Genomic DNA, 18,721 nt, shown 5'->3' with positions numbered 1-18,721 from the left:
AGTGTGTTCTTTTAGCCGATATTGTAGAAAATCGATCGTATTTTCAGCGCTCACACGCCTTTTTCCAGCGCTAGCAGCCAGCTGCAGCAACGCCTCGATGTGTGCAGCGCACTGCTCACTGCAGCATACGAGCCAACACCTCAATTTTTGATGAAAACCAGATAAGGATTTGATTTGCGACCGAGGATCGTGCCCAGCATTGACATACCGCACTGACATGCTATAATCGGCGCGTCCGCTGGTGCTATTCATGAACACTTGATGAGGCTGCAATGCGTCGTTCGACCACGCTGCTGAACTTCCTTCTGGCCTGCTTGATCACCCTATCGCTGTTTTTCTGCGCCTACCAGCTGCCGATCCTGCAGGCCCAGAGCGCAGTAGTGATCACCGCGCTTGATGCCGATGGGACAGATATCAGCGCCGCCCCCGGCGATATCGTCACCCGTACCTACCAGATCCAGAACAACACAATCGTGAACCGCAACTTTGCGATCAGCACGAATGTGAGCGTCACCCCATCGGGCAGCGCCTCGGCCAACCCGCTCAGCAGCCCGGTGACCGTCTCGGCAAATGGCAGCGTCGCGACCTTCCAGGTCTCATACGTCTTTAGCAGCAGCGCGCCCACCGGCACACAGCTTGGCACCGTCACCATCACCGCCACCTCATCGGACTCATCCGCAGGCTCGGCCAGCGCTAGCCTCATCGTCAAGCTGACCACCACCGGCACCGCGCCCACATCCACCCCCACGCAGACGCAGACGCCTACCGTCACCACCACTGTCACGCCCACGCCCACGCCCGAGCCGGTGTGTCAGAACGGGCGCGAGGCCAACGACCCCGGCGACGACATCAGCACCGCCAACCTCATCCGCGTGAACGAGCCGGAGATCCACGGCCTGTGCGGCGACGACAACAAGCCGCTGAACGACGAGGACTGGTTCTACTTTGGGGCTGGCGCGGGCAAGGTCTACACCATCGACGTGACCCAGATGGCCAACGGCCTGGATCTGGTGATCGAGCTGTTCGACGAGAATGGCGTCTACATGGCGGGCAACGACGACTACTACCGCCACGACACCACCGCCAACACCAGCGACCTGCGGCCCCGCATCCAGTCGTGGCGCGCACCGTACGACGGCAAGTTCTACTTCGTGGTGCGCGACAAGGTGAACTCGGGCGGCGGCGACCGCACCTACACCATCCTGGTGCAGGGCGAGAGCTTCGGCCCCACGCCCACCCAGATCGCCGAGCTGTGCAACGACCTGTACGAGCAGGACGGACTGCCCGAGACCGCCACGCTCATCCACCCCAACGAGCTGCAGCCCCAGCACGTGCTCTGCCCGGTGGGCGACGCCGACTGGGTGAAGTTCTTCGGCGCGGCGGGCAAGAACTACTACATCTACACCGACACGCGGCCCTACCAGTCCACGCTCAACCGCGACACCGAGGCGGGCGCCGACACGATCATGACGCTGTTCGACCGCGACGGCGTCGGCATTATCTCGGTGAGCGACGACATCCCCAGCTCGCTCGACTCGGAGATCCAGTTCGTGCCGCCGGTCGATGGTTTCTACTTCGTGCAGGTGAAGAACCGCGGCGACCTGGGCAACCAGTTCATCCGCTACGACCTGGCGCTGAAGCTGTGCGTGCAGGGCGACACCATGTGCGGCCGCCAGCCCACCCCGGCGGCGGGCAGCGTGCCGGTGCAGACGCCCTTCGTCATCCCCACGCCCACCCAGGCCTTCACCGTGGTGACGCCCACGCCCGAGGGCGGCGTGGCCACGCCCACCACCCAGACCTCGCCCACCACCACCCCGGCCTTCCTGGCCTTCTCGCGGGTGTGGAACCGCGCCGACCAGCCGATCAGCGCGGGCAAGATCACGCGCACCTGGCTGTGGGGGCCGAAGGCGCTGCTGCGCACCACCGAGCGCTACGCCGAGGCGCCCGGCACCGAGCGCATGGTCGAGTACTACGACAAGGCCCGCATGGAGATCACCAACCCCAAGGCCAGCCAGTCGAGCGCCTGGTTTGTGACCAACGGCCTACTGGTGAGCGAGCTGGTGCAGGGCCGCATCCAGACCGGCGACCAGAGCTTCCTGAACCGCAAGCCAGCCCAGATCCCGGTGGCGGGCGACCAGGATGACGCCAGCGCGCCGACCTACGCCTCGCTGGCCAGCGTGGTGGGCAAGAAGAGCCACGACCGCACCGGCCAGTACGTGGCCGAGACGCTGGCCAAGTCGGGCGCGGTGGGCGACTACAGCGGGCCGCGCCTGGACGCCGCCAAGCTGGCCCACTATGTGCCCGAGACGGGCTACAGCATCCCGCAGGCGTTCTGGGCCTACATGAACAGCAACAGCACCGTCTACGAGCGCGGCAGCTACCGCACCGGCGCGCTGATGGACTGGGTGTTCACCATGGGCTACCCGCTGAGCGACCCCTACTGGGTGACGGTGAAGGTGGGCGGGCAGTCGCGCCAGGTGCTGATGCAGCCGTTCCAGCGCCGCGTGCTCACCTACGACCCGTCGAACCCGGCCAACTGGCAGGTGGAGATGGGCAATGTTGGGCGGCACTACTACCTGTGGCGCTACGCCCGCGAGCTTCCCAAGAACTAGCGCAGCCGCCAGCACCAGCGGCCACCGGCGAGGGGAAATACCCCTCGCCGGTTTGCTTTTACCACGAAGGTACGAAGACACAAAGGGCTTAGAGATCTCAATCCAAAAACGATCGCGCCTTCATTTTTTCTTCCCTTGGTTTCTTGGCAGTAAAACGGTGCGCTCGCTCCCTCCGTATCCTCACGCCTTCGTCGTATTCGTCCGCTTGTGCTCCCTTAGGAGTAGTGGTAAATAGTTTTCGTCCCTTCGCGCCCTCGCGTCTTCGTGGTATTCGTCCCTTTTATTCCTTGGTGCCTTGGCGTCTTGGTGGTAAAACGGCGCTCTTCCGCAGGCGCAGTTTGTGGTAGCATGATGGGCAAGGAGAAGACCATGAGCCATATCGACCACGAGCAGCAGGCCAGCGCCGCGCAGCACAGCATCCGCTGCGGCGTGATCACCATCAGCGACACCCGCACGGCGGAGAGCGACACCAGCGGCGCGGCCATCCGCGCGGGGCTGGAGGCGGCGGGGCATAGCGTCGCCCCGGTGGTGATCGTGCCCGACGACCCAGGGCAGATCGTGGCCCGCATCCAGGGCCTAGCCGCCCAGGGCTGCCAGGTGATTATCACCAACGGCGGCACCGGCATCGCCGCGCGCGACGCCACCTACGAGGCCATCGACGGGCTGCTGCACAAGCGCATCCCGGGCTTCGGCGAGCTGTTCCGCATGCTGTCGTACCACGAGATCGGCGCGGCGGCCATGCTCTCGCGGGCCACCGCCGGGCTGTACGGCGACACGCTGATCTTCTGCCTGCCCGGCTCGACCGGCGCGGTGCGGCTGGGCATGGAAAAGCTCATCCTGCCCGAGCTGCGCCACATGGTCTGGGAGATCTTTCGGCAGAAATAGCCCTAGCGCGCAGCGGAGGCCACGCCGCCCTGCGCCCACACACCTATGCGCTGGATCGCACTGAAGCTCATCCGCTTCTACCAGAAGTTTATCTCGCCCGCGCTGCCGCCAAGCTGCATCTACACGCCCACCTGCTCGGCCTACACCTACGAGGCGATCAGCAGGTACGGCGTGCTGAGGGGCGGCTGGCTGGGGGCCAAGCGCATCCTGCGCTGCCACCCCTTCGCCCACGGCGGCCACGACCCTGTGCCCTAGCGGCAACCTTCGGTTCCGTCGCCCTCATACGTCTCAGGAGCGTTATGACAAACACAGCACCCAAAGTCCGCGTGCTCTTCGTCTGCCTCGGCAACATCTGCCGCTCGCCCATGGCCGAGGCCGTATTCCGCGACCTTGTGAAGCAGGCCGGGATGCAGGACATCGTCGAGGCCGACTCGGCGGGCACCGGCGACTATCACCTGGGCGAGCAGCCCCACCAAGGCACGCGCGCCCTGCTGCAGCAGCGCGGCATCAGCTACGCCCACGCCGCCCGCCAGGTGGGCGTGGAGGACTTCGAGCAGTTCGACTACCTGATCGCCATGGACCGCACCAACCTGAGCGACCTGCGGGCGATCGGGCAGCGGGCCGGTGCGAAGGTGGCCCTGCTCTCCGACTTCATCCCCGAGGGCGCCGCCAAGGATGTGCCCGACCCCTACTACACGGGCAACTTCGAGGCGGTCTACCACATGGTCGAGGCGGGCGGGCGCGGCCTGCTGGAGGCCATCCAGCGCGATCTGGCCGTGGCCAGCTAGGCTGCCACGCAAGCGATAGGATCATTGGCGTAGGGGCGGACACGAGATCCGCCCCTACGCGTGCATCGCCCCCAATGCCTATCCAATGCCGTCTCTTGGTCGCTGATGTTCGTGCATATGGCCATCAAAACATCAGCGACACCTTCGCCGCATGGGCCAGGTGGGTAGGGCTAGCATCTCGCCAATATTTATTTCCTCTTGATCCCTTGGTGCCTTGGTATCTTGATGGTAAAACGGCTGCCCTTCGTGCCTTCGTGTCTTCGTGGTATTCGTTCTCTTTTGTCCCCTTGTGCCTTGGTGTCTTGGTGGTAAAATGGCTGCCCTTCGCGCCTTCGTGTCTTCGTGGTGAAAAATCTCCCGCGCGGCGGCTGGCCAGCACTTGCCCCGCCGCCGCGATTCCGCTACACTACGCCCCGGACCCTTCCCTGATCTATAGGCCAACACACCATGCCACCAGAGCTGCTCGCCGATGTCGCGGTGCACGTCAGCATCCCCGACGCCGACCCGATCTTCACCTACCGCGCGCCCGCGCGGCTGCGCCAGCACATCCGGCCAGGGCGGCTGGTGTGGGTGCCGCTGCGGCGCAAGCGCGTGCAGGGCGTGGTGCTGGATACCTACCCCAACGACGAGGGCGGCGGCGCGGCGTACCGCGAGATCGACGATCTGGCCGACCCCGAGGCCGCGCTCACCGAGCCGCAGATCGCGCTGGCCCGCTGGCTGGCCGCCTACTACAGCGTGCCCACCTACGAGGCGCTGGCGCTGATGCTGCCCCCCGGCGTCAGCCAGGAGTCCGAGCCGGTCTACCGCGCCAGCGCCGCCGGGCTGGCCAGCGACCTGGGCGGCCTGCCCGAGGCCGAGCGGGCAGTGCTCTACCTGCTGCGCCAGCTCGGCCCCACCCGCGAGGCCGAGCTGCGCCAGCGGCTGCGCGGCGGCGACGGCGAGCTGCGCGAGATCTACCGCGCCCTGGCCGAGCGCGGCCTGATCGCCCGCGAGAGCGCCACCACCCGCGCCAAGGCCCGCCCGCGCATCGAGCGCATGGTGCGGCTGCTGGCCGACCCGGCCCAGCGCGAGGCCGCGCTGGCCGAACTGCAGCGCGCCCCGCGCCAGCAGGCCGCGCTGCGCCACCTGGCCGAGCAGGCCGCCGATGGCCAGATCTACCCCACCACGCAGCTCTACGCCCAGACCGGCGCAAACCTGACGGCGCTGCGCGCGCTTGAGCAGCGCGGCCTGGTCGAGCTGAGCGAGCTGGAGGTGCGCCGCGACCCGCTGGCGGGCGACGCCACCCCGCCCGACATGCCCCCGGCGCTCACCGTGGCCCAGGAGGCCGTCTGGAGACCGATCGCGCAGGCGCTGGAGCAGGCCGACGAGCGGGGCGACCGCACCTTCCTGCTGCACGGTGTGACCGGCAGCGGCAAGACCGAGATCTACCTGCGGGCGATCGCGCGGGCCATGCGGCGCGGCAGGCAGGCCCTAGTGCTGGTGCCCGAGATCGCGCTCACCACCCAGCTGGTGCGGCGGTTCGCGGCGCGCTTCCCCGGCCAGCTGGCCGTGCTACACTCGGGCCTGGGCATGGGCGAGCGCTACGACGAGTGGCGGCGGCTGCGGCGGGGCGAGGCCCGGCTGGCCATCGGCTCGCGCTCGGCGGTGTTCGCGCCGCTGCCCGAGCTGGGCCTGATCATCGTGGATGAGGAGCACGAGCCGACCTTCAAGCACGACAGCAGCCCGCGCTACCACGCCCGCGAGGCGGCGCGCACCCTGGCGCGGCTCACCGACAGCGTGCTGATATTGGGCAGCGCCACGCCCTCGGTCGAGAGCTACCAGGCCGCGCTGGATGGCCGCTACACCCTGCTGCGCCTGGCCGAGCGCGTGGGCAGCGGGCGCGACGCCCTCGGCCTGCCGCGCTCGGTGGCGCTGCCGCTGCCGCCCGTGCAGCTGGTGGACATGCGCCGCGAGCTGGAGAAGGGCAACCGCTCGATCTTCAGCCGCGCGCTTCAGCAGGGGCTGCTGCGCACCCTAGAGCGCGGGCAGCAGGCCATCCTGTTCATCAACCGGCGCGGCGCGGCCTCGTTCGTGATGTGCCGCGACTGCGGCCACGTGATCAGCTGCCCCAACTGCTCGTCGCCGCTCACCCTGCACCACGAGGAGCCGAGCCAGGGCGGCATCCAGCGGCTGGCGGGCGACGAGCTGTCGTCATCCATCCTGGTGTGCCACGGCTGCAACCACCGCGCCACCACGCCGCCATTCTGCCCCGAGTGCTTCAGCACGCGCATCAAGTCGTTCGGGGTGGGCACACAGCGCGTGGTGGAAGAGGTGGCGGCGCTGTTCCCGCAGGCCCGCCCGCTGCGCTGGGACCGCGACACCGTAACCAAGAAGGGCGACCACGAGCGGCTGCTCGACGCCTTCCTAGAGCACCGCGCCGATGTGCTGGTGGGCACCCAGATGATCGCCAAGGGGCTAGATCTGCCGCTGGTGTCGCTGGTGGGGGTGGTGGCCGCCGACACCGGGCTGCACCTGCCCGACTTCCGCGCGGGCGAGCGCAGCTTCCAGCTGCTCACCCAGGTGGCGGGCCGCGCCGGCCGCAGGCAGGCCGACGCGCAGGTGGTCATCCAGACCTATGACCCCGAGCACTACGCGCTGCAGGCCGCGCAGGAGCACGACTACCAGGCCTTCTTCACCCAGGAGATCGCCTACCGCAAACAGACGCGCTATCCGCCGTTTAGCCGACTGGTGCGCTTCATCTACAGCGGCGCGAGCGACACCCGCAGCCGCGCCGCCGCCCAGGCGCTGGCGATCGAGGTCGAGCAGCAGGCCACGGCGCTGGGCATGCGCGGCTGGGCAATCATCGGGCCAGCCCCCGCCTTTTTCCACCGCCAGCGCAATCGCTTCCGCTGGCACCTGCTGCTGCGCTGCGACGACCCTGCGCCGCTGCTGGCGGTGCTGCGCCCGCCGCCCGGCTGGGTGGTGGATATCGACCCGGCGCACGTGCTGTAGCAAAAAGGAGGAGACCCATGGCTGACCACGAGCGTCCCCCCCACGAGCTGATCGAGCTGCTGGCCAGCGCGCCGCCCCGGCTGGCCGCCGCCGCCCAGGGCGTGCCGCCCGCCCTGCTGCGCGCGCCACCCGCGCCCGGCGAGTGGTCGGCCAGCGAGGTGTTGGCCCACCTGCGATCCTGCGCCGATGTGTGGGGCGAGGCCATCGCCACGATCATCGCCCAGCCCGGCGCGACCATCCGGGCTATCAACCCCACCACCTGGATCAGGCAGACCGACTACCCCCAGCTGGACTTCCTGCCCTCGCTCCAGGCCTTCGCGGCGCAGCGCGAGGCGCTGCTGGCCACGCTGCGGGCGCTGCCGCCCGAGGGCTGGAGCCTGGCCGCCACTGTCACGGGCGCGGGCCGCCCACTGCGGCGCACCGTACGCGACTACGCACTGCGGCTGATCAACCACGAGCGACCCCACATCCGCCAGATCGAGCGGGCAGCACGCACGCTGAGCAGCTAGCCTCAACGTCAGACAAAACGCGCGGCTGGGCCGCAGGGTGGCTGCTTCTCGGTGCAGTAGTCGGCCCGACCACCTGCGGCTTCGATGAGGATGGTGGTTTTTGTTCGGTTGATGTGTGCCCTGCGCGGGCGGCGGTGCTGCCCAACCTTGAGGTGATGCCTCGTTTTTGCGGGCGACCCGACCGTAGGCAATGCTTGCTGCGTTGCGCGGGCGGCCCGACCGCCTGCGGCTTCGATGAGGATGGTGGTTCTTGTTCGGTTGGTGCGTGCCCTGCGCGGGCGGCCCGACCGCCTGCGGCTTCGATGAGGATGGGAGTTCTTGTTCGGTTGGTGCGTGCCCTGCGCGGGCGGCGGCTAGGGGCCTGCCCCTAGCAACCCCGCCATGGGGCTACGCCCCCTTCGAAACCCCCAATTTGTAGCATTCCTATGCCGAAGTCAGGCATCTGGTGTTCGTGCATATGGCCATCAAAACCCTAGCGGCACCTTCGCCGCATGGGCCAGGTGGGGCGAGCCTTCGTCGAGCATTCACCTGCCTCATTCGTCCGTTCACCTGCCTTCGTCGAGCGTTCACCTGCCTTCGTCGAGCGTTCACCTGCCTTCGTCGAGCGTTCACCTGCCTTCGTCGAGCGTTCACCTACCTCTCGCGCGCGTTTCCTCGCCGCTCAAAGAAAACGCGGGCCACCATATGTTGGTGGCCCGCCCTCAAAAGATCTCACGTTATGTACGCTGCTCATCCACACACCGGGGGCGACACCATCTCGCGCGCCAGACGATGCGCATAGCACGGCTCAATCCAATCTTCCGATGTGCCTGTGCTGCATCTCAATTGCGGCGACGCCACGTGAGGGCAGGGGCTTCTCGCGGCCCGCTACAGATCGGCAAAAATGCGATAGTTGACATGCGCGAAGGGGTTATCCTCCTCCTCCAGCGTCTCCAGCAGCACCAGATCATCCTCGGACAGCTCGGGGCGCTCGGCCAGGTCGCACAGCTGGATGCAGCGCGTCAGGTGGCGCATCATCTGGCGGGGCGCGCTGTGGGCCTCCTCGCGGGCGGCCAGATCGTGCGACTGGGCCAGCAGCAGCTCGCGGGCGGCCTGCTGCAGCACGCGCTCGCGCTCGGCGGCGGCGGTGGGGTGGCGCTTGGCCAGCGCGCCTAGGCGGGCCTCGGCGGCGCGCAGCGACTGCTGCAGCGAGAACAGGTGCTGGCCACCGTACACGCCGCCCTCGGCCAGCGGCTCGGGCCGCAGCGCCAGGGTGCGGCGGATGAGCACCGCATCCATATACGCCCCCGGCGTGGTGAGCGCCTGATCCTCGCGCTCGGCCAGCTCGGTGAGCAGGGCGCGAAACCACGAGGCCCCCTCGAACCAGCGCCCGCCCACCACGGCGGCATCCAGCACGATCACGCTCAGCTCGCGCTGCGACTCGCGCCCGCGTGCCGCCATCACCTCTAGGAAGTGGGCGGCGTGCTCCTGGGCGCGCTGGTAGGCGTCGTAGGGGTCGTATAGCTCAGGCTGGCCGCCCATGCCGTTGCGGTGCCAGGCGAAGCCGTCGGCATCGGCCACGGGCGCGCGGTAGAGCGGGTCGCCGCTGTAGTCAAGGTCGGGGGCGCTGACATAGGCGTCGAAGGCGCGGTCGACCGGGATGCCCATTAGGCTACGCTGCACCACCCAGCCGGGCGCGGTCGAGCGGTCCTGCACATCGGCGGGGTCGAGCAGCACATAGGCCACCTCGTTATCGGCCAGCATGGGGCCGGCGGCGGCGCGGTAGGCCCCCGAGGGCGGCCAGAAGCCGCGCGGGCGGCAGCCATAGGCCTGGGCGGCAGCCATCACGCCCAGGTCGATCTGGGCGCGCAGCGTGGTGGCCCTGCCGATGCTGGCCAGCCGAGGGTAGCTGGCCGCACTGGCCAGCGGCTCGACGATCTGCGCATCCACCAGCGGGCGCAGCGCCGCCACCAGGTTGCGGCCAAAGCGCACGTCGAAGCTGGTGCGGATGCCCTCGGCCCAGTCGATGTAGAACTGGGCCAGGTAGGCCCGGCCCTGGTCGCCCGCCGCGCTGGCCAGCGCATCTTGGGCCTGGGCGATCCGGCGCTCGATCCAGAAGTAGAAGTGCTTCTGCACCACCGGGTCGCCCAGCTGCTCCAGCAGCAGCGGCGAGAGCGCCAGACCCAGCCGGGGCCGCAGGTCGCGCTCGCACAGGTCGTAGAGTGTGTTCAGGGCAGGGATGAGGGCGCTGGCCGTCAGCTCGTGCAGGCGGTCTTCGCCCACCGGCTCGCGCCCGGCGGAGCGCAGGTAGGGCGCGTGTGCGGTGAGGATCAGGGCGGCGCTGCCTGTGTTCATCGGTCGATTTCCTTCTATGTCAACAATGCAGGGCGGGCATGGCCGCGCCCCAGCCTAGGTCGGGAAACATCGGCGCTCGAAAAGCGTCGTATTCTAGCAGAAGAACGGCGCGGCAGCAGCTAGGTTCCTGCCTCGCACCAAGCTCAATAGTGCTCAGTCCCAGTCATCGCGCCGCAGCGGCAGGTCGTCCTCGCTGCTCAGGAAGCGCTCGCGCAGGGCGGCGCGCAGCTGGTAGCTGCCCAGCCGCTCGGGCACAGCCAGCATGCGCTCGGCCAGCAGCTCGCGGGGCAGCAGCTCGGCGTTTGGCACGCGGCGGCCATACAGCGCGGTGAACAGCACCAGCAGCACATACGAGCCGAGCACCGCCGCAAACACCGCCGCGCCTGGGATAACCCCGATGGAGGCCCGCTCGACCAGGCCCGCCGCACCGCCCGACGGGTGAATGACCAGCTTCACCAGCCAGCAGGCCAGCAGAAACAGCAGCAGCAGCAGGTAGTTATCCCGCAGACGGCGGGCCACCAGATGCACGATCGGGGTCTTAAAGTGCGGGTTTGCAAAGTCGTGCACGATCAGCTGCTGCCAGGGCTGGCCGATGCCCGCCTGGCCATCGCGCAGAATCGACGCGAAGTAGTCGGTCTCCAGCAGGCGCACCCAGCTGGCCCACAGCTCGTAGTAGCGCATCCGCCGCGCCTCGATGATCAGAAACGCATACATCAGCACCATCATCAGCAGCAGCACCACATGCGGGTGCCCCGCGTCGCTCAGCACAAAGCTGGCCACAGTGCCGCTGGTGGTGATCGCCCAGTTGGTGGGGGAGTCGATCCGCTGCCGCCACGAGACGGCGCGGTCCATCAGGCCGCGGTAGATATGCACGCTGGCCGAGATAGGCGGTGGCGCTAGCTGCTCGTTCATAGGGGTATTATAGCAGCCGCGTTTGGCGCGACGCCATGGAGCGGGCCGCCGGGCCTGCCAAAAACAGACGCGGGGCAGCGCTATGCTACAATAGCCCAATGTCACGCATCATCCTTTTCAACAAGCCCTACCTCGTGCTCTGCCAGTTCACCGACCCCGATGGCAGGCCGACCCTGGCCAACTACATCCCCGTGCCGGGCGTGTACGCCGCAGGCCGGCTCGACCACGACAGCGAGGGCCTGCTGGTGCTCACCGACGACGGCAAGGCCCAGCAGCAGATCGCCGACCCGCGCCACAAGATGCCCAAGACCTACTGGGCGCAGGTGGAGGGCCTGCCCAGCGAGCAGGCGCTGGCCGCGCTGCGCCAGGGCGTGCAGCTGAACGACGGCCCCACCCGCCCCGCCCAGGCCCAGCTGATCGCGCCGCCCGAGGTGTGGCCGCGCACCCCGCCCATCCGCGAGCGCAAGAGTGTGCCCACATCCTGGCTGGCGCTCACCATCCGCGAGGGCCGCAACCGCCAGGTGCGCCGCATGACAGCGGCGGTCGGCTTCCCCACGCTGCGCCTCATCCGCGTGGCCGTCGGCCCCTACCGCCTGGGCGACCTAGCCCCCGGCGCATGGCGCGACGCCTAACAAATCATCCTTTCAGCCCAGTCCCCTCCGACTTTTGACCCATTGACGCCCCTCTTGAGCTATGCTACATTCATCTGGATTCTGGAGGACTGCCCATGACGAAACGAGAGCCGGTCAATCCCGAGGCGATCTACTCCCGCGAGGAAGCCGCCGACGTGCTCGGCGTCAGCCTCAGCACCATCAAGCGCCTGATCGCCGCAGGCCAGCTTGAGGCCAGCCGACCTGAAAGCATCCGCCGTGTCTTTATCAAGGGGTCCAGCATCCTAAAGATGCTCGACACCACCAAGATCGAGGTCAACCCGTGATCAGCTTACGCGCCCCCAAATTCCACCTGGAGAATCTGCCGCAACAGAGCCTGTGCGCGCCGTTCAAGCCAAGCGACGCCATGCGAGGCTATGCACGCATATCAGCAGGTGGGAAGCGCCAAGCATCAGGGGGGGCGCGCATGTGAGCCAGCGGCACAGCGCGAGATCTTCACCCAAGGTGTGAGGCCTAACCAGCCTCGCACCTTTTTCTTTTCCGTCACCCAGCCAGACCAGCAAGAAAGGACACACGCCATGGGCATGCTGGATCGCATCCTGCGCGAGCGCATCCGCCGCGACTACACCGCCGAGGGGATGGAGGAGCTGTTTCTGCGGCTCGACCTGCTGCACGACTACGCCTCGAACGGCCAGATCGACGAGGCGACGCCGCTGAGCCGCGAGGATCTGCGCGGGTGGCTGAACGACCTGATCTACACCGCCCGCGAGACCCTGCGGGAGATCGATGAGCACTGACATGCCCCCCAGGGCGGGGGATGCGCCACACGGCGCACGCCCCGCCCTGGCCGCCGCTACTCGCCGCGCAGCTTGCTATAGAGCACCAGGTCGTGCCACTCGCCGCCGCGCCACTGGGCCTTGCGCGCCAGGCCCTCGCGGGTGAAACCCGCCTTCTCCAGCGAGCGCTGCTCACGGGTGTTGCTGATATCGGTGCTGGCCTCCACCCGCATGATCGGGTAGGTCGCAAACAGGTACTCCGCGCACAGGCGCTGCGCCAGCGTGCCGTAGCCCTTGCCACGCGCCGCCACCACCAGGCTGATCCCGATGGCGTAGGCCACATTCCCCCAGCCCGGCCCATAGTGCACCTGGCGGTAGTCCATGTCGCCCACCAGCAGCCCGCCGCGCTCCTCGATCAGCAGCCGCCCATGCTGCTGGGTCAGAAAGCCATCCTCCTCAAAGGCCCGCGCCATGCGATTGGTCGGCTTCAGGCCAAACATGTTGTAGGCGCTCAGCATCTCGAAATCGTTCTGCCACTGCTCAAGGGTCGGCAGGTCGTCGGCGCGCACAGGGCGCAGGGTGATCGGCTGTGGTTCCATACAAAGCTCCTTGGGGCTATCGGCGTGCAGGCCATTGTACCGTCAAAAGAAAAGGCGGCACCCCAGCGGGGCACCGCCCAACACCCACAAAGTGCAGCGCTACAGCACGCCCAGCGCCCCCACGCCGCTGAAGAGCGCGATCAGCACCAGCGCCGCGCCCAGCAGCATGAACAGCACCGCCGGAGCCGCGCTGCGCAGCGAGGGCGCGCGCGGGCCGCGCCGCTCGGGGGCCAGCTCGATCCGCTGGCCGCGCCAGTAGGTCACCTTCTTGCTGGATGTGGGCGCAAGGCCGGTGCCGCCGCCGCGCCGCCACTGCTGCCAGCCCACGTAAATAAAGTAGCCGCCGCCAGCCGCTAGGAACACCGCCGCAAACACCGGCGGCATATAGCGGATCTGGGTAATGAAGATGATCAGCGCCACCACGCCCACCCAGCGCCAGTCGAATCTATGCATCGCGCCCCGCCCTTTCTTTCAGATGTGGCAATTATACGAGATCTCGTCGTGGGCGGTTGCAGCAAGGGGGATGAACCGTTTACCACCAAGACACAAGGGAATAAATACCACGAAGACGCAAAGGCACGAAGGGGACGAATACTACGGAGAAGCGAAGAGGAAAACCGTTTACCGCCAAAACATGGGATATCCCATATCTTCGCAGCAGGCCACACATTTGCATCTCTTGGAGTCTTGGTGGTACATATCCTTGATACGCTCGCAGGGCGTCAACTTGCGCAACTCCGCCGCTGTGGCGATAATGGCGGCATGATCACATCCATACGAACCTTCACCCAGCAGCGCCGACTGCTGCTGCGCGCCCTGCGCGGGCTGGGCCTGATCGCCGCCGGGGCCGTGGCCCTGCTGCTGCTGGTCTGCGGCCTGATCGTGGCCCAGGCCGGGCGCGACGAGGCCCACCAGGCCAACGTGGCCGTGGTGCTGGGCGCGGCCCAGTGGAACGGCTCGCCCTCGCCTGTGCTGCGGGCCAGGCTCGACCGCGCGCTGGACCTGTACCAGCGCCGCACCGTGAGCGCCATCATCCTCACCGGCGGCGTGGGCAAGGGCGACACCACCAGCGAGGCGGCGGCGGGCCGCGAGTACCTGCTCTCGCGCGGGGTCGAGCCGGGGGCGCTGTTCGCCGAGGAGACCGGCACCACCACACTGGAGAGCCTGACCAACGCCGCGCAGATCATCCGCGAGCAGGGCATGCCATCCGTGCTGCTGGTGAGCGACGGCTACCACATGCTGCGCTCGCTGAAGATCGCCCACGACCTGGGGCTAGACGCCGCGCCCGCGCCCATCCAGTCGGCATCCTCCGGGCTCTCCGCCGAGGAGGCCGGGCACGTGCTGCGCGAGGCCGGGGCCTACCTTATGTATATTTTTGCGCGCCAGTAGGCAGCCGCTCGGCACGCTGGCGGGCCACTGTCTCCAGGATGCCCGAGAGCGCGGGCACCCACTCGTCGCGCACCGTGCGCCGATCCAGCCGCGCGAACTGCGGCCCGATCTTGACCGCGCCATCGTGCTTGAGGCTCTGGCGTAGCCGCTCGCGCTCGGCCACGCCCGCCTCGGGCAGGCGGATGATAAACTCCTCGTCGGTGGTGACGATCGACCCGACCCCGGCGCGCAGCGAGAGCGCCTTGATCATCAGCCAGGTGAGCAGGCTCTCCACCGGCTCGGGCGGCTCGCCGAAGCGGTCGCGCAGCTCGGTGCGCAGCTCGCGCACGCGCTGGGGCGTCTGGGCCTCGGCCAGGCGCTGGTAAACCTCCAGCCGCACGCGGTCGTCGGGGATGTAGTCGGCGGGGATGTAGGCATCCAGCGGCAGATCCAGCGTCACCAGCGGGCCGACCAGCACCTTCTCGTCGACCTTGATGGTCGGCTTCTTGGGCGCGGCCTTGGGTGCGGCGGGCGCGTCCGGTGCGGCGGGCGCGGCACCCTTGGGCGCGGCCTGCTTCTTGGGCTTGACCGGCACGCCCGCGTTGAACTGCTGCTTGAGCGTGCTCACCGCCTGCTCCAGCAGCCGCGTGTAGAGGTCGAAGCCCACGGCGGCGATGTGGCCGCTCTGCTCGGCCCCCAGCAGGTTGCCCGCGCCGCGTATCTCCAGGTCGCGCATGGCGATACGCAGGCCCGCGCCTAGCTCGGTGGCCTCCTGGATGGCCTGGAGCCGCTCGTGGGCCTCGTCGGAGATCCGGCGGTCGGCAGCGTAGAACAGGTAGGCGTAGGCCCGCTGGGTGCTGCGGCCCACCCGCCCGCGCAGCTGGTAGAGCTGGGCCAGACCGTAGTTCACCGCGTCGTCGATGATGATGGTGTTGGCGTTTGGCACATCCAGCCCGCTCTCCACGATGGTGGTGCTCACCAGCACATCGGCCTTGCCGCTGAAGAAGTCCAGCATCACCTTCTCAAGCTGCTTCTCGCCCAGCTGGCCGTGCCCAACGATGTAGCGGGCCTCGGGCACCAGGTGCTTCAGGCGGTCGGCCATGTAGTAGATGCTCTGCACGCGGTTGTGGATGTAGAACACCTGCCCGCCGCGCTCGATCTCGCGCAGGATAGCCTCGCGCACCAGCTTGTCGTCGTGCGGCATCACATAGGTCTTGATCGGGATGCGGTCCTCGGGCGGCGTGTCGATCACGCTCATGTCGCGGATACCGGCCATGGCCATGTGCAGCGTGCGCGGAATGGGCGTCGCGGTCAGGGTCAGCACGTCAATATTGGCGCGGATCTGCTTGATTCGCTCCTTGTGGCGCACCCCAAAGCGCTGCTCCTCATCTACCACCAGCAGCCCCAGATCTTTGAACACCACATCCTGCGAGAGCAGCCGGTGGGTGCCCACCAGGATGTCGACCTCGCCGCGCAGCAGCTCGCCCAGGATCTCGGTCTGCTGCATGGCAGAGCGCAGCCGCGAGAGCATCTCGATCTTCACGGGGAAGGTGGCCAGCCGCCGCTTGAAGGTGTCGTAGTGCTGCTGGGCCAGCACGGTGGTGGGCACCAGCACGGCCACCTGCTTGCCATCCTGAATAGCCTTGAAGGCCGCCCGCAGCGCCACCTCGGTCTTGCCAAAGCCCACGTCGCCGATCACCAGCCGGTCCATGGGCAGCGAGTGCTCCATGTCCTGCTTGGTGGCCTCGATCGCGCGGATCTGGTCGGCGGTCTCGATGTAGGGGAAGGCGTCCTCCATCTCGCGCTGCCACTCGTTATCGGGCGAGAAGGCGAAGCCCTCGCTGGCCTGCCGCGCCGCATACAGCTCCAGCAGGTCGTCGGCCAGATCCTCCACGGCGGCGCGGGCCTTGCGCTTGGCGCGCTCCCACTCCTGGGTGCCCAGCCGCGTCAGCTGCGGCGTGGCGTCGCCCGAGCCGATGTAGCGCGACACGCGGTCGATCTGGTCGACCGGCACATACAGCTTGTCGCCCTCGGCGTACTTCAGCACCAGGTAGTCGCGCTCGATCTTGCCCACGGTGCGGCGTATCACGCCATCGTACTGGGCGATGCCGTGCTCGATATGCACCACGTAGTCGCCCGGCTTCAGCCCGCGCAGGAAGCTGGCCCGCGCGTCGGCGTCGCGGTCGCGGCCCTTGCGCTCGCCCACCACGCGCCGCTGCCGCCAGCCGAAGATCTCGCTGTCGGTGTAGAGCGTGGCGGGGATGCACGGCGCGCGCCAGCCCTGGTCGAGCGCGCCGTGCAGCGCGGTGAACAGCTCGGGGTCGCCGCCCTGCTCGGCCTGGGCCTCGGCCACCAGCTCCTGGATGCGCGCCGCCTGCGGGGTGATCGCGATCACGCGCTCGCCGCGCTGGGTGCGCTCCACGATGTCGTGGATGAGGCCCTTGAGCTGGCCGCCAAACAGGTCGGCGGGCAGCAGCTCGGGCGGGGCCAGCACCAGCTCGCCGCGCTGGCTGGGCAGGTCGTTGTTGGAAAGGTCGGCCTGCGCCAGATCTTCGGCGTGGCCCAGCAGCTCGGCCCAGGCCAGGTAGGGCTTGGGGAAGCTGCGCGGCAGCTCGCCCGACTCGATATGGGTGGCGCGGCGCTCCTCGGCCTGCTGGTCGACCTCCCAGGCGTGCTGCTCCAGCAGCACGGTGTCGCCCAGCAGCACTAGCGCCTGCTCGGGCAGGTGGCTCAGCAGCGAGGCCCGCTCGCCCTCGGCGCGGAAGAACGGCGCGTAGAAGCCGCGCGCCTCGAAGCGCTCGCCGCTGGCGATCCGCTCGATCGCCGCGTTCCACTCCTCGCGGGCCTCGATCCGCAGCGAGTCGATCGGCATGGCCCGCAGCCGCGCGGCGGCGCTGGCCGCATTCCACAGCGGTATATCGGTCGGCGGGCCGACCACCACCTCGCGCTCGCGGCGCTCGCTGCGCTGGCTCACCGGGTCGAAGCGGCGCAGGCTGTCCACCTCGTCGCCGAAAAACTCGATCCGCAGCGGCAGGTCATCGCCCGGCGGCCAGATATCCAGGATGCCGCCGCGCCGGTTCAGCTCGCCCGGCTCCTCCACGGTGGGCGTGGTGCGGTAGCCCAGGTCGACCCAGCGCTGCACCAGCCCATCGGGGCTGCGCTCCTCGCCCTGCCGCAGCGTGATCGCGGCGGAGCGCCACTGCTCGGGCGTGAGCGTGATCTGCATCAGCGCCTTGGCCGAGGCCACCACCACCAGCGGCGGCTGGGGCGCGGCCAGCCGGGCCAGCACCCGCAGCCGCCCGGCCAGCACGCCGGGGCCGGGCGACATCTGCTCGTAGGGCAGCGCATCGCTGGCGGGGAAGTGGATGGCCACGCCGTCGCCCAGCCACTCGCAGAGGTCGGCGTGGGCGCGCTGGGCTAGGTCGTCGTTGGTTGTCACATACAGCACCGGGGCATCCCAGCGGGCCGCGAGCGCGGCCACCAGGGCGGGCCGCGCCGCGCCCAGCGCCGGGGCCACGCGCAGCCGCGCCGCCTCCCGCTCGCGCAGGCTGGCCATGATCGCCGTCACCTGCTGGCTGTCGGCCAGCTCGGTGAGAAGTTGGTGTAGTTCCATTCGTCCCTAGGTATTTCTCAGACCCCATCGACACAGGGCTTTTGTGCAGTCGAAAGAGGGCCAAGTCGCTGACGACTGGCCCCGTAACATATGTGTTCGCATTATAGCACGAGGCGTACCCGCGCCACATGATCGGGCCTGATCTACACCGGAGTGGTCTATGCGTTCTCAACAGAAAGCAGATCCTTTACCACCAAGACTCCAAGGCACCAAGATTCTACAGGATCAATGAAGGCGCTCCAGCCCTAGCCAGCTATGGCTGTGGGGATGCCGCCCGCCCTCCCCACAGCGCAGGCAGCCGACTACCCACCAAGAACAGCAGTCGCGCGTTCAGCGTCATGATCAGCAGCAGCGCGCAGGTCGCTACCGCTGCGCCGCCCGGCCAAGCGATCAGCGCGTCAATCGTGATCACTGGGCTGAGCAGCAGCGCTATGCCAAACGACCATGGCATACCCACCAGCAGCCCAGCGAGCGCCATGCCCTCGCCATCGCGCCCCCACACCAAAAAGGCAGCCGCGCAGGCGGCAAGATACAAAATCACCAGCAGCCATCCCAGCCAGGGTGCGCGCTCTGGCCTGCGGCCAGCACGTAGCGCCGCCGCGCCAAGCAGCAGCACCACAATGACATTGACAACAAGTGATGCGCTCATCGATTTTCCTCCATTGCTACAGTGTCCTAACCGTGTCTACCATAGATGAAGTAAGGCACGAGGCGAATGAATAG

15 protein-coding genes and 1 pseudogene are annotated in these 18,721 nt (G+C 68.0%); 10 read left to right on the top strand and 6 right to left on the bottom strand.

The window, feature by feature from the left end:
* Positions 1-1,725: 1,725 nt before the first annotated feature.
* The 6 genes and pseudogenes from F8S13_14490 to F8S13_14465 all read left to right on the top strand — a co-directional run bounded on the left by F8S13_14490 (position 1,726) and on the right by F8S13_14465 (position 7,785).
* A pseudogene (locus F8S13_14490) lies at positions 1,726-1,821 on the top strand (energy transducer TonB).
* Positions 1,822-2,981: 1,160 nt separating this feature from the next.
* The gene (locus F8S13_14485; protein ID KAB8142750.1) at positions 2,982-3,497 is read left to right on the top strand and encodes a molybdenum cofactor biosynthesis protein MoaB; all 516 of its coding nucleotides are present in this window, start codon (positions 2,982-2,984) and stop codon (positions 3,495-3,497) included.
* Positions 3,498-3,542: 45 nt separating this feature from the next.
* On the top strand, positions 3,543-3,752 hold the full coding sequence (yidD, locus tag F8S13_14480) for a membrane protein insertion efficiency factor YidD (GenBank protein KAB8142749.1): 210 nt from the start codon (positions 3,543-3,545) through the stop codon (positions 3,750-3,752).
* A 44-nt stretch (positions 3,753-3,796) separates the two neighbouring features.
* On the top strand, positions 3,797-4,285 hold the full coding sequence (locus tag F8S13_14475; protein ID KAB8142748.1) for a low molecular weight phosphotyrosine protein phosphatase: 489 nt from the start codon (positions 3,797-3,799) through the stop codon (positions 4,283-4,285).
* A 447-nt stretch (positions 4,286-4,732) separates the two neighbouring features.
* Positions 4,733-7,276, top strand: a complete 2,544-nt coding sequence (priA, locus tag F8S13_14470) for a primosomal protein N' (GenBank protein ID KAB8142747.1) — start codon at positions 4,733-4,735, stop codon at positions 7,274-7,276.
* 17 nt (positions 7,277-7,293) lie between these two features.
* A complete protein-coding gene (locus tag F8S13_14465) occupies positions 7,294-7,785 on the top strand; it encodes a DinB family protein (GenBank protein KAB8142746.1) in 492 nt (163 codons plus the stop codon).
* Between the two features lie 867 nt (positions 7,786-8,652).
* On the opposite strand, the gene F8S13_14460 is transcribed toward F8S13_14465, so the two are convergent.
* On the bottom strand, positions 8,653-10,119 hold the full coding sequence (locus F8S13_14460) for a DUF1957 domain-containing protein (GenBank protein KAB8142745.1): 1,467 nt from the start codon (positions 10,117-10,119) through the stop codon (positions 8,653-8,655).
* Between the two features lie 153 nt (positions 10,120-10,272).
* Positions 10,273-11,031 (bottom strand): DUF2270 domain-containing protein, encoded by a 759-nt coding sequence (locus tag F8S13_14455; GenBank protein ID KAB8142744.1) that lies wholly within the window; start codon positions 11,029-11,031, stop codon positions 10,273-10,275.
* Positions 11,032-11,129: 98 nt separating this feature from the next.
* Between F8S13_14455 and F8S13_14450 the strand changes: the two genes are divergently transcribed.
* The 3 genes from F8S13_14450 (at position 11,130) to F8S13_14440 (ending at position 12,439) form a co-directional block, all read left to right on the top strand.
* A complete protein-coding gene (locus tag F8S13_14450; protein KAB8142743.1) occupies positions 11,130-11,663 on the top strand; it encodes a pseudouridine synthase in 534 nt (177 codons plus the stop codon).
* A 95-nt stretch (positions 11,664-11,758) separates the two neighbouring features.
* Positions 11,759-11,968: a helix-turn-helix domain-containing protein gene (locus F8S13_14445; GenBank protein ID KAB8142742.1), complete on the top strand. Its 210-nt coding sequence runs from the start codon at positions 11,759-11,761 to the stop codon at positions 11,966-11,968.
* Between the two features lie 252 nt (positions 11,969-12,220).
* Complete coding sequence (locus tag F8S13_14440; GenBank protein ID KAB8142741.1) at positions 12,221-12,439, top strand: hypothetical protein; 219 nt, start codon at positions 12,221-12,223, stop codon at positions 12,437-12,439.
* A 56-nt stretch (positions 12,440-12,495) separates the two neighbouring features.
* Here the strand turns inward: F8S13_14440 and F8S13_14435 are convergent, their stop codons facing one another.
* On the bottom strand, positions 12,496-13,017 hold the full coding sequence (locus tag F8S13_14435) for a GNAT family N-acetyltransferase (GenBank protein ID KAB8142740.1): 522 nt from the start codon (positions 13,015-13,017) through the stop codon (positions 12,496-12,498).
* Between the two features lie 99 nt (positions 13,018-13,116).
* Positions 13,117-13,470: a hypothetical protein gene (locus tag F8S13_14430; protein KAB8142739.1), complete on the bottom strand. Its 354-nt coding sequence runs from the start codon at positions 13,468-13,470 to the stop codon at positions 13,117-13,119.
* A gap of 309 nt (positions 13,471-13,779) precedes the next feature.
* Between F8S13_14430 and F8S13_14425 the strand changes: the two genes are divergently transcribed.
* Positions 13,780-14,406, top strand: coding sequence for a YdcF family protein (locus F8S13_14425; GenBank protein ID KAB8142738.1), 627 nt, complete (start codon positions 13,780-13,782; stop codon positions 14,404-14,406).
* Here the strand turns inward: F8S13_14425 and mfd are convergent.
* A complete protein-coding gene (gene mfd, locus F8S13_14420; GenBank protein ID KAB8142737.1) occupies positions 14,381-17,998 on the bottom strand; it encodes a transcription-repair coupling factor in 3,618 nt (1,205 codons plus the stop codon). The genes F8S13_14425 and mfd overlap by 26 nt on opposite strands.
* 253 nt (positions 17,999-18,251) lie before the next feature.
* Positions 18,252-18,647, bottom strand: a complete 396-nt coding sequence (locus F8S13_14415) for a hypothetical protein (protein KAB8142736.1) — start codon at positions 18,645-18,647, stop codon at positions 18,252-18,254.
* Between the last annotated feature and the right edge of the window lie 74 nt (positions 18,648-18,721).

Source organism: Chloroflexia bacterium SDU3-3 (genome assembly GCA_009268125.1).
Classification (GTDB): Bacteria; Chloroflexota; Chloroflexia; order Chloroflexales; family Roseiflexaceae; genus SDU3-3.
Note: the sequence above shows the minus strand (reverse complement) of the source record. Positions and strands in the feature narration are given on the sequence as shown.

What these genes read in the sequence shown, in the direction of transcription:
- F8S13_14485 (KAB8142750.1), top strand. Translation starts at nt 2,982, where the DNA reads ATGAGCCATATCGACCACGAGCAGCAGGCCAGCGCCGCGCAGCACAGC.
- yidD (KAB8142749.1), top strand. Translation starts at nt 3,543, where the DNA reads ATGCGCTGGATCGCACTGAAGCTCATCCGCTTCTACCAGAAGTTTATC.
- F8S13_14475 (KAB8142748.1), top strand. Translation starts at nt 3,797, where the DNA reads ATGACAAACACAGCACCCAAAGTCCGCGTGCTCTTCGTCTGCCTCGGC.
- priA (KAB8142747.1), top strand. Translation starts at nt 4,733, where the DNA reads ATGCCACCAGAGCTGCTCGCCGATGTCGCGGTGCACGTCAGCATCCCC.
- F8S13_14465 (KAB8142746.1), top strand. Translation starts at nt 7,294, where the DNA reads ATGGCTGACCACGAGCGTCCCCCCCACGAGCTGATCGAGCTGCTGGCC.
- F8S13_14460 (KAB8142745.1), bottom strand. Translation starts at nt 10,119, where the DNA reads ATGAACACAGGCAGCGCCGCCCTGATCCTCACCGCACACGCGCCCTAC.
- F8S13_14455 (KAB8142744.1), bottom strand. Translation starts at nt 11,031, where the DNA reads ATGAACGAGCAGCTAGCGCCACCGCCTATCTCGGCCAGCGTGCATATC.
- F8S13_14450 (KAB8142743.1), top strand. Translation starts at nt 11,130, where the DNA reads ATGTCACGCATCATCCTTTTCAACAAGCCCTACCTCGTGCTCTGCCAG.
- F8S13_14445 (KAB8142742.1), top strand. Translation starts at nt 11,759, where the DNA reads ATGACGAAACGAGAGCCGGTCAATCCCGAGGCGATCTACTCCCGCGAG.
- F8S13_14440 (KAB8142741.1), top strand. Translation starts at nt 12,221, where the DNA reads ATGGGCATGCTGGATCGCATCCTGCGCGAGCGCATCCGCCGCGACTAC.
- F8S13_14435 (KAB8142740.1), bottom strand. Translation starts at nt 13,017, where the DNA reads ATGGAACCACAGCCGATCACCCTGCGCCCTGTGCGCGCCGACGACCTG.
- F8S13_14430 (KAB8142739.1), bottom strand. Translation starts at nt 13,470, where the DNA reads ATGCATAGATTCGACTGGCGCTGGGTGGGCGTGGTGGCGCTGATCATC.
- F8S13_14425 (KAB8142738.1), top strand. Translation starts at nt 13,780, where the DNA reads ATGATCACATCCATACGAACCTTCACCCAGCAGCGCCGACTGCTGCTG.
- mfd (KAB8142737.1), bottom strand. Translation starts at nt 17,998, where the DNA reads ATGGAACTACACCAACTTCTCACCGAGCTGGCCGACAGCCAGCAGGTG.
- F8S13_14415 (KAB8142736.1), bottom strand. Translation starts at nt 18,647, where the DNA reads ATGAGCGCATCACTTGTTGTCAATGTCATTGTGGTGCTGCTGCTTGGC.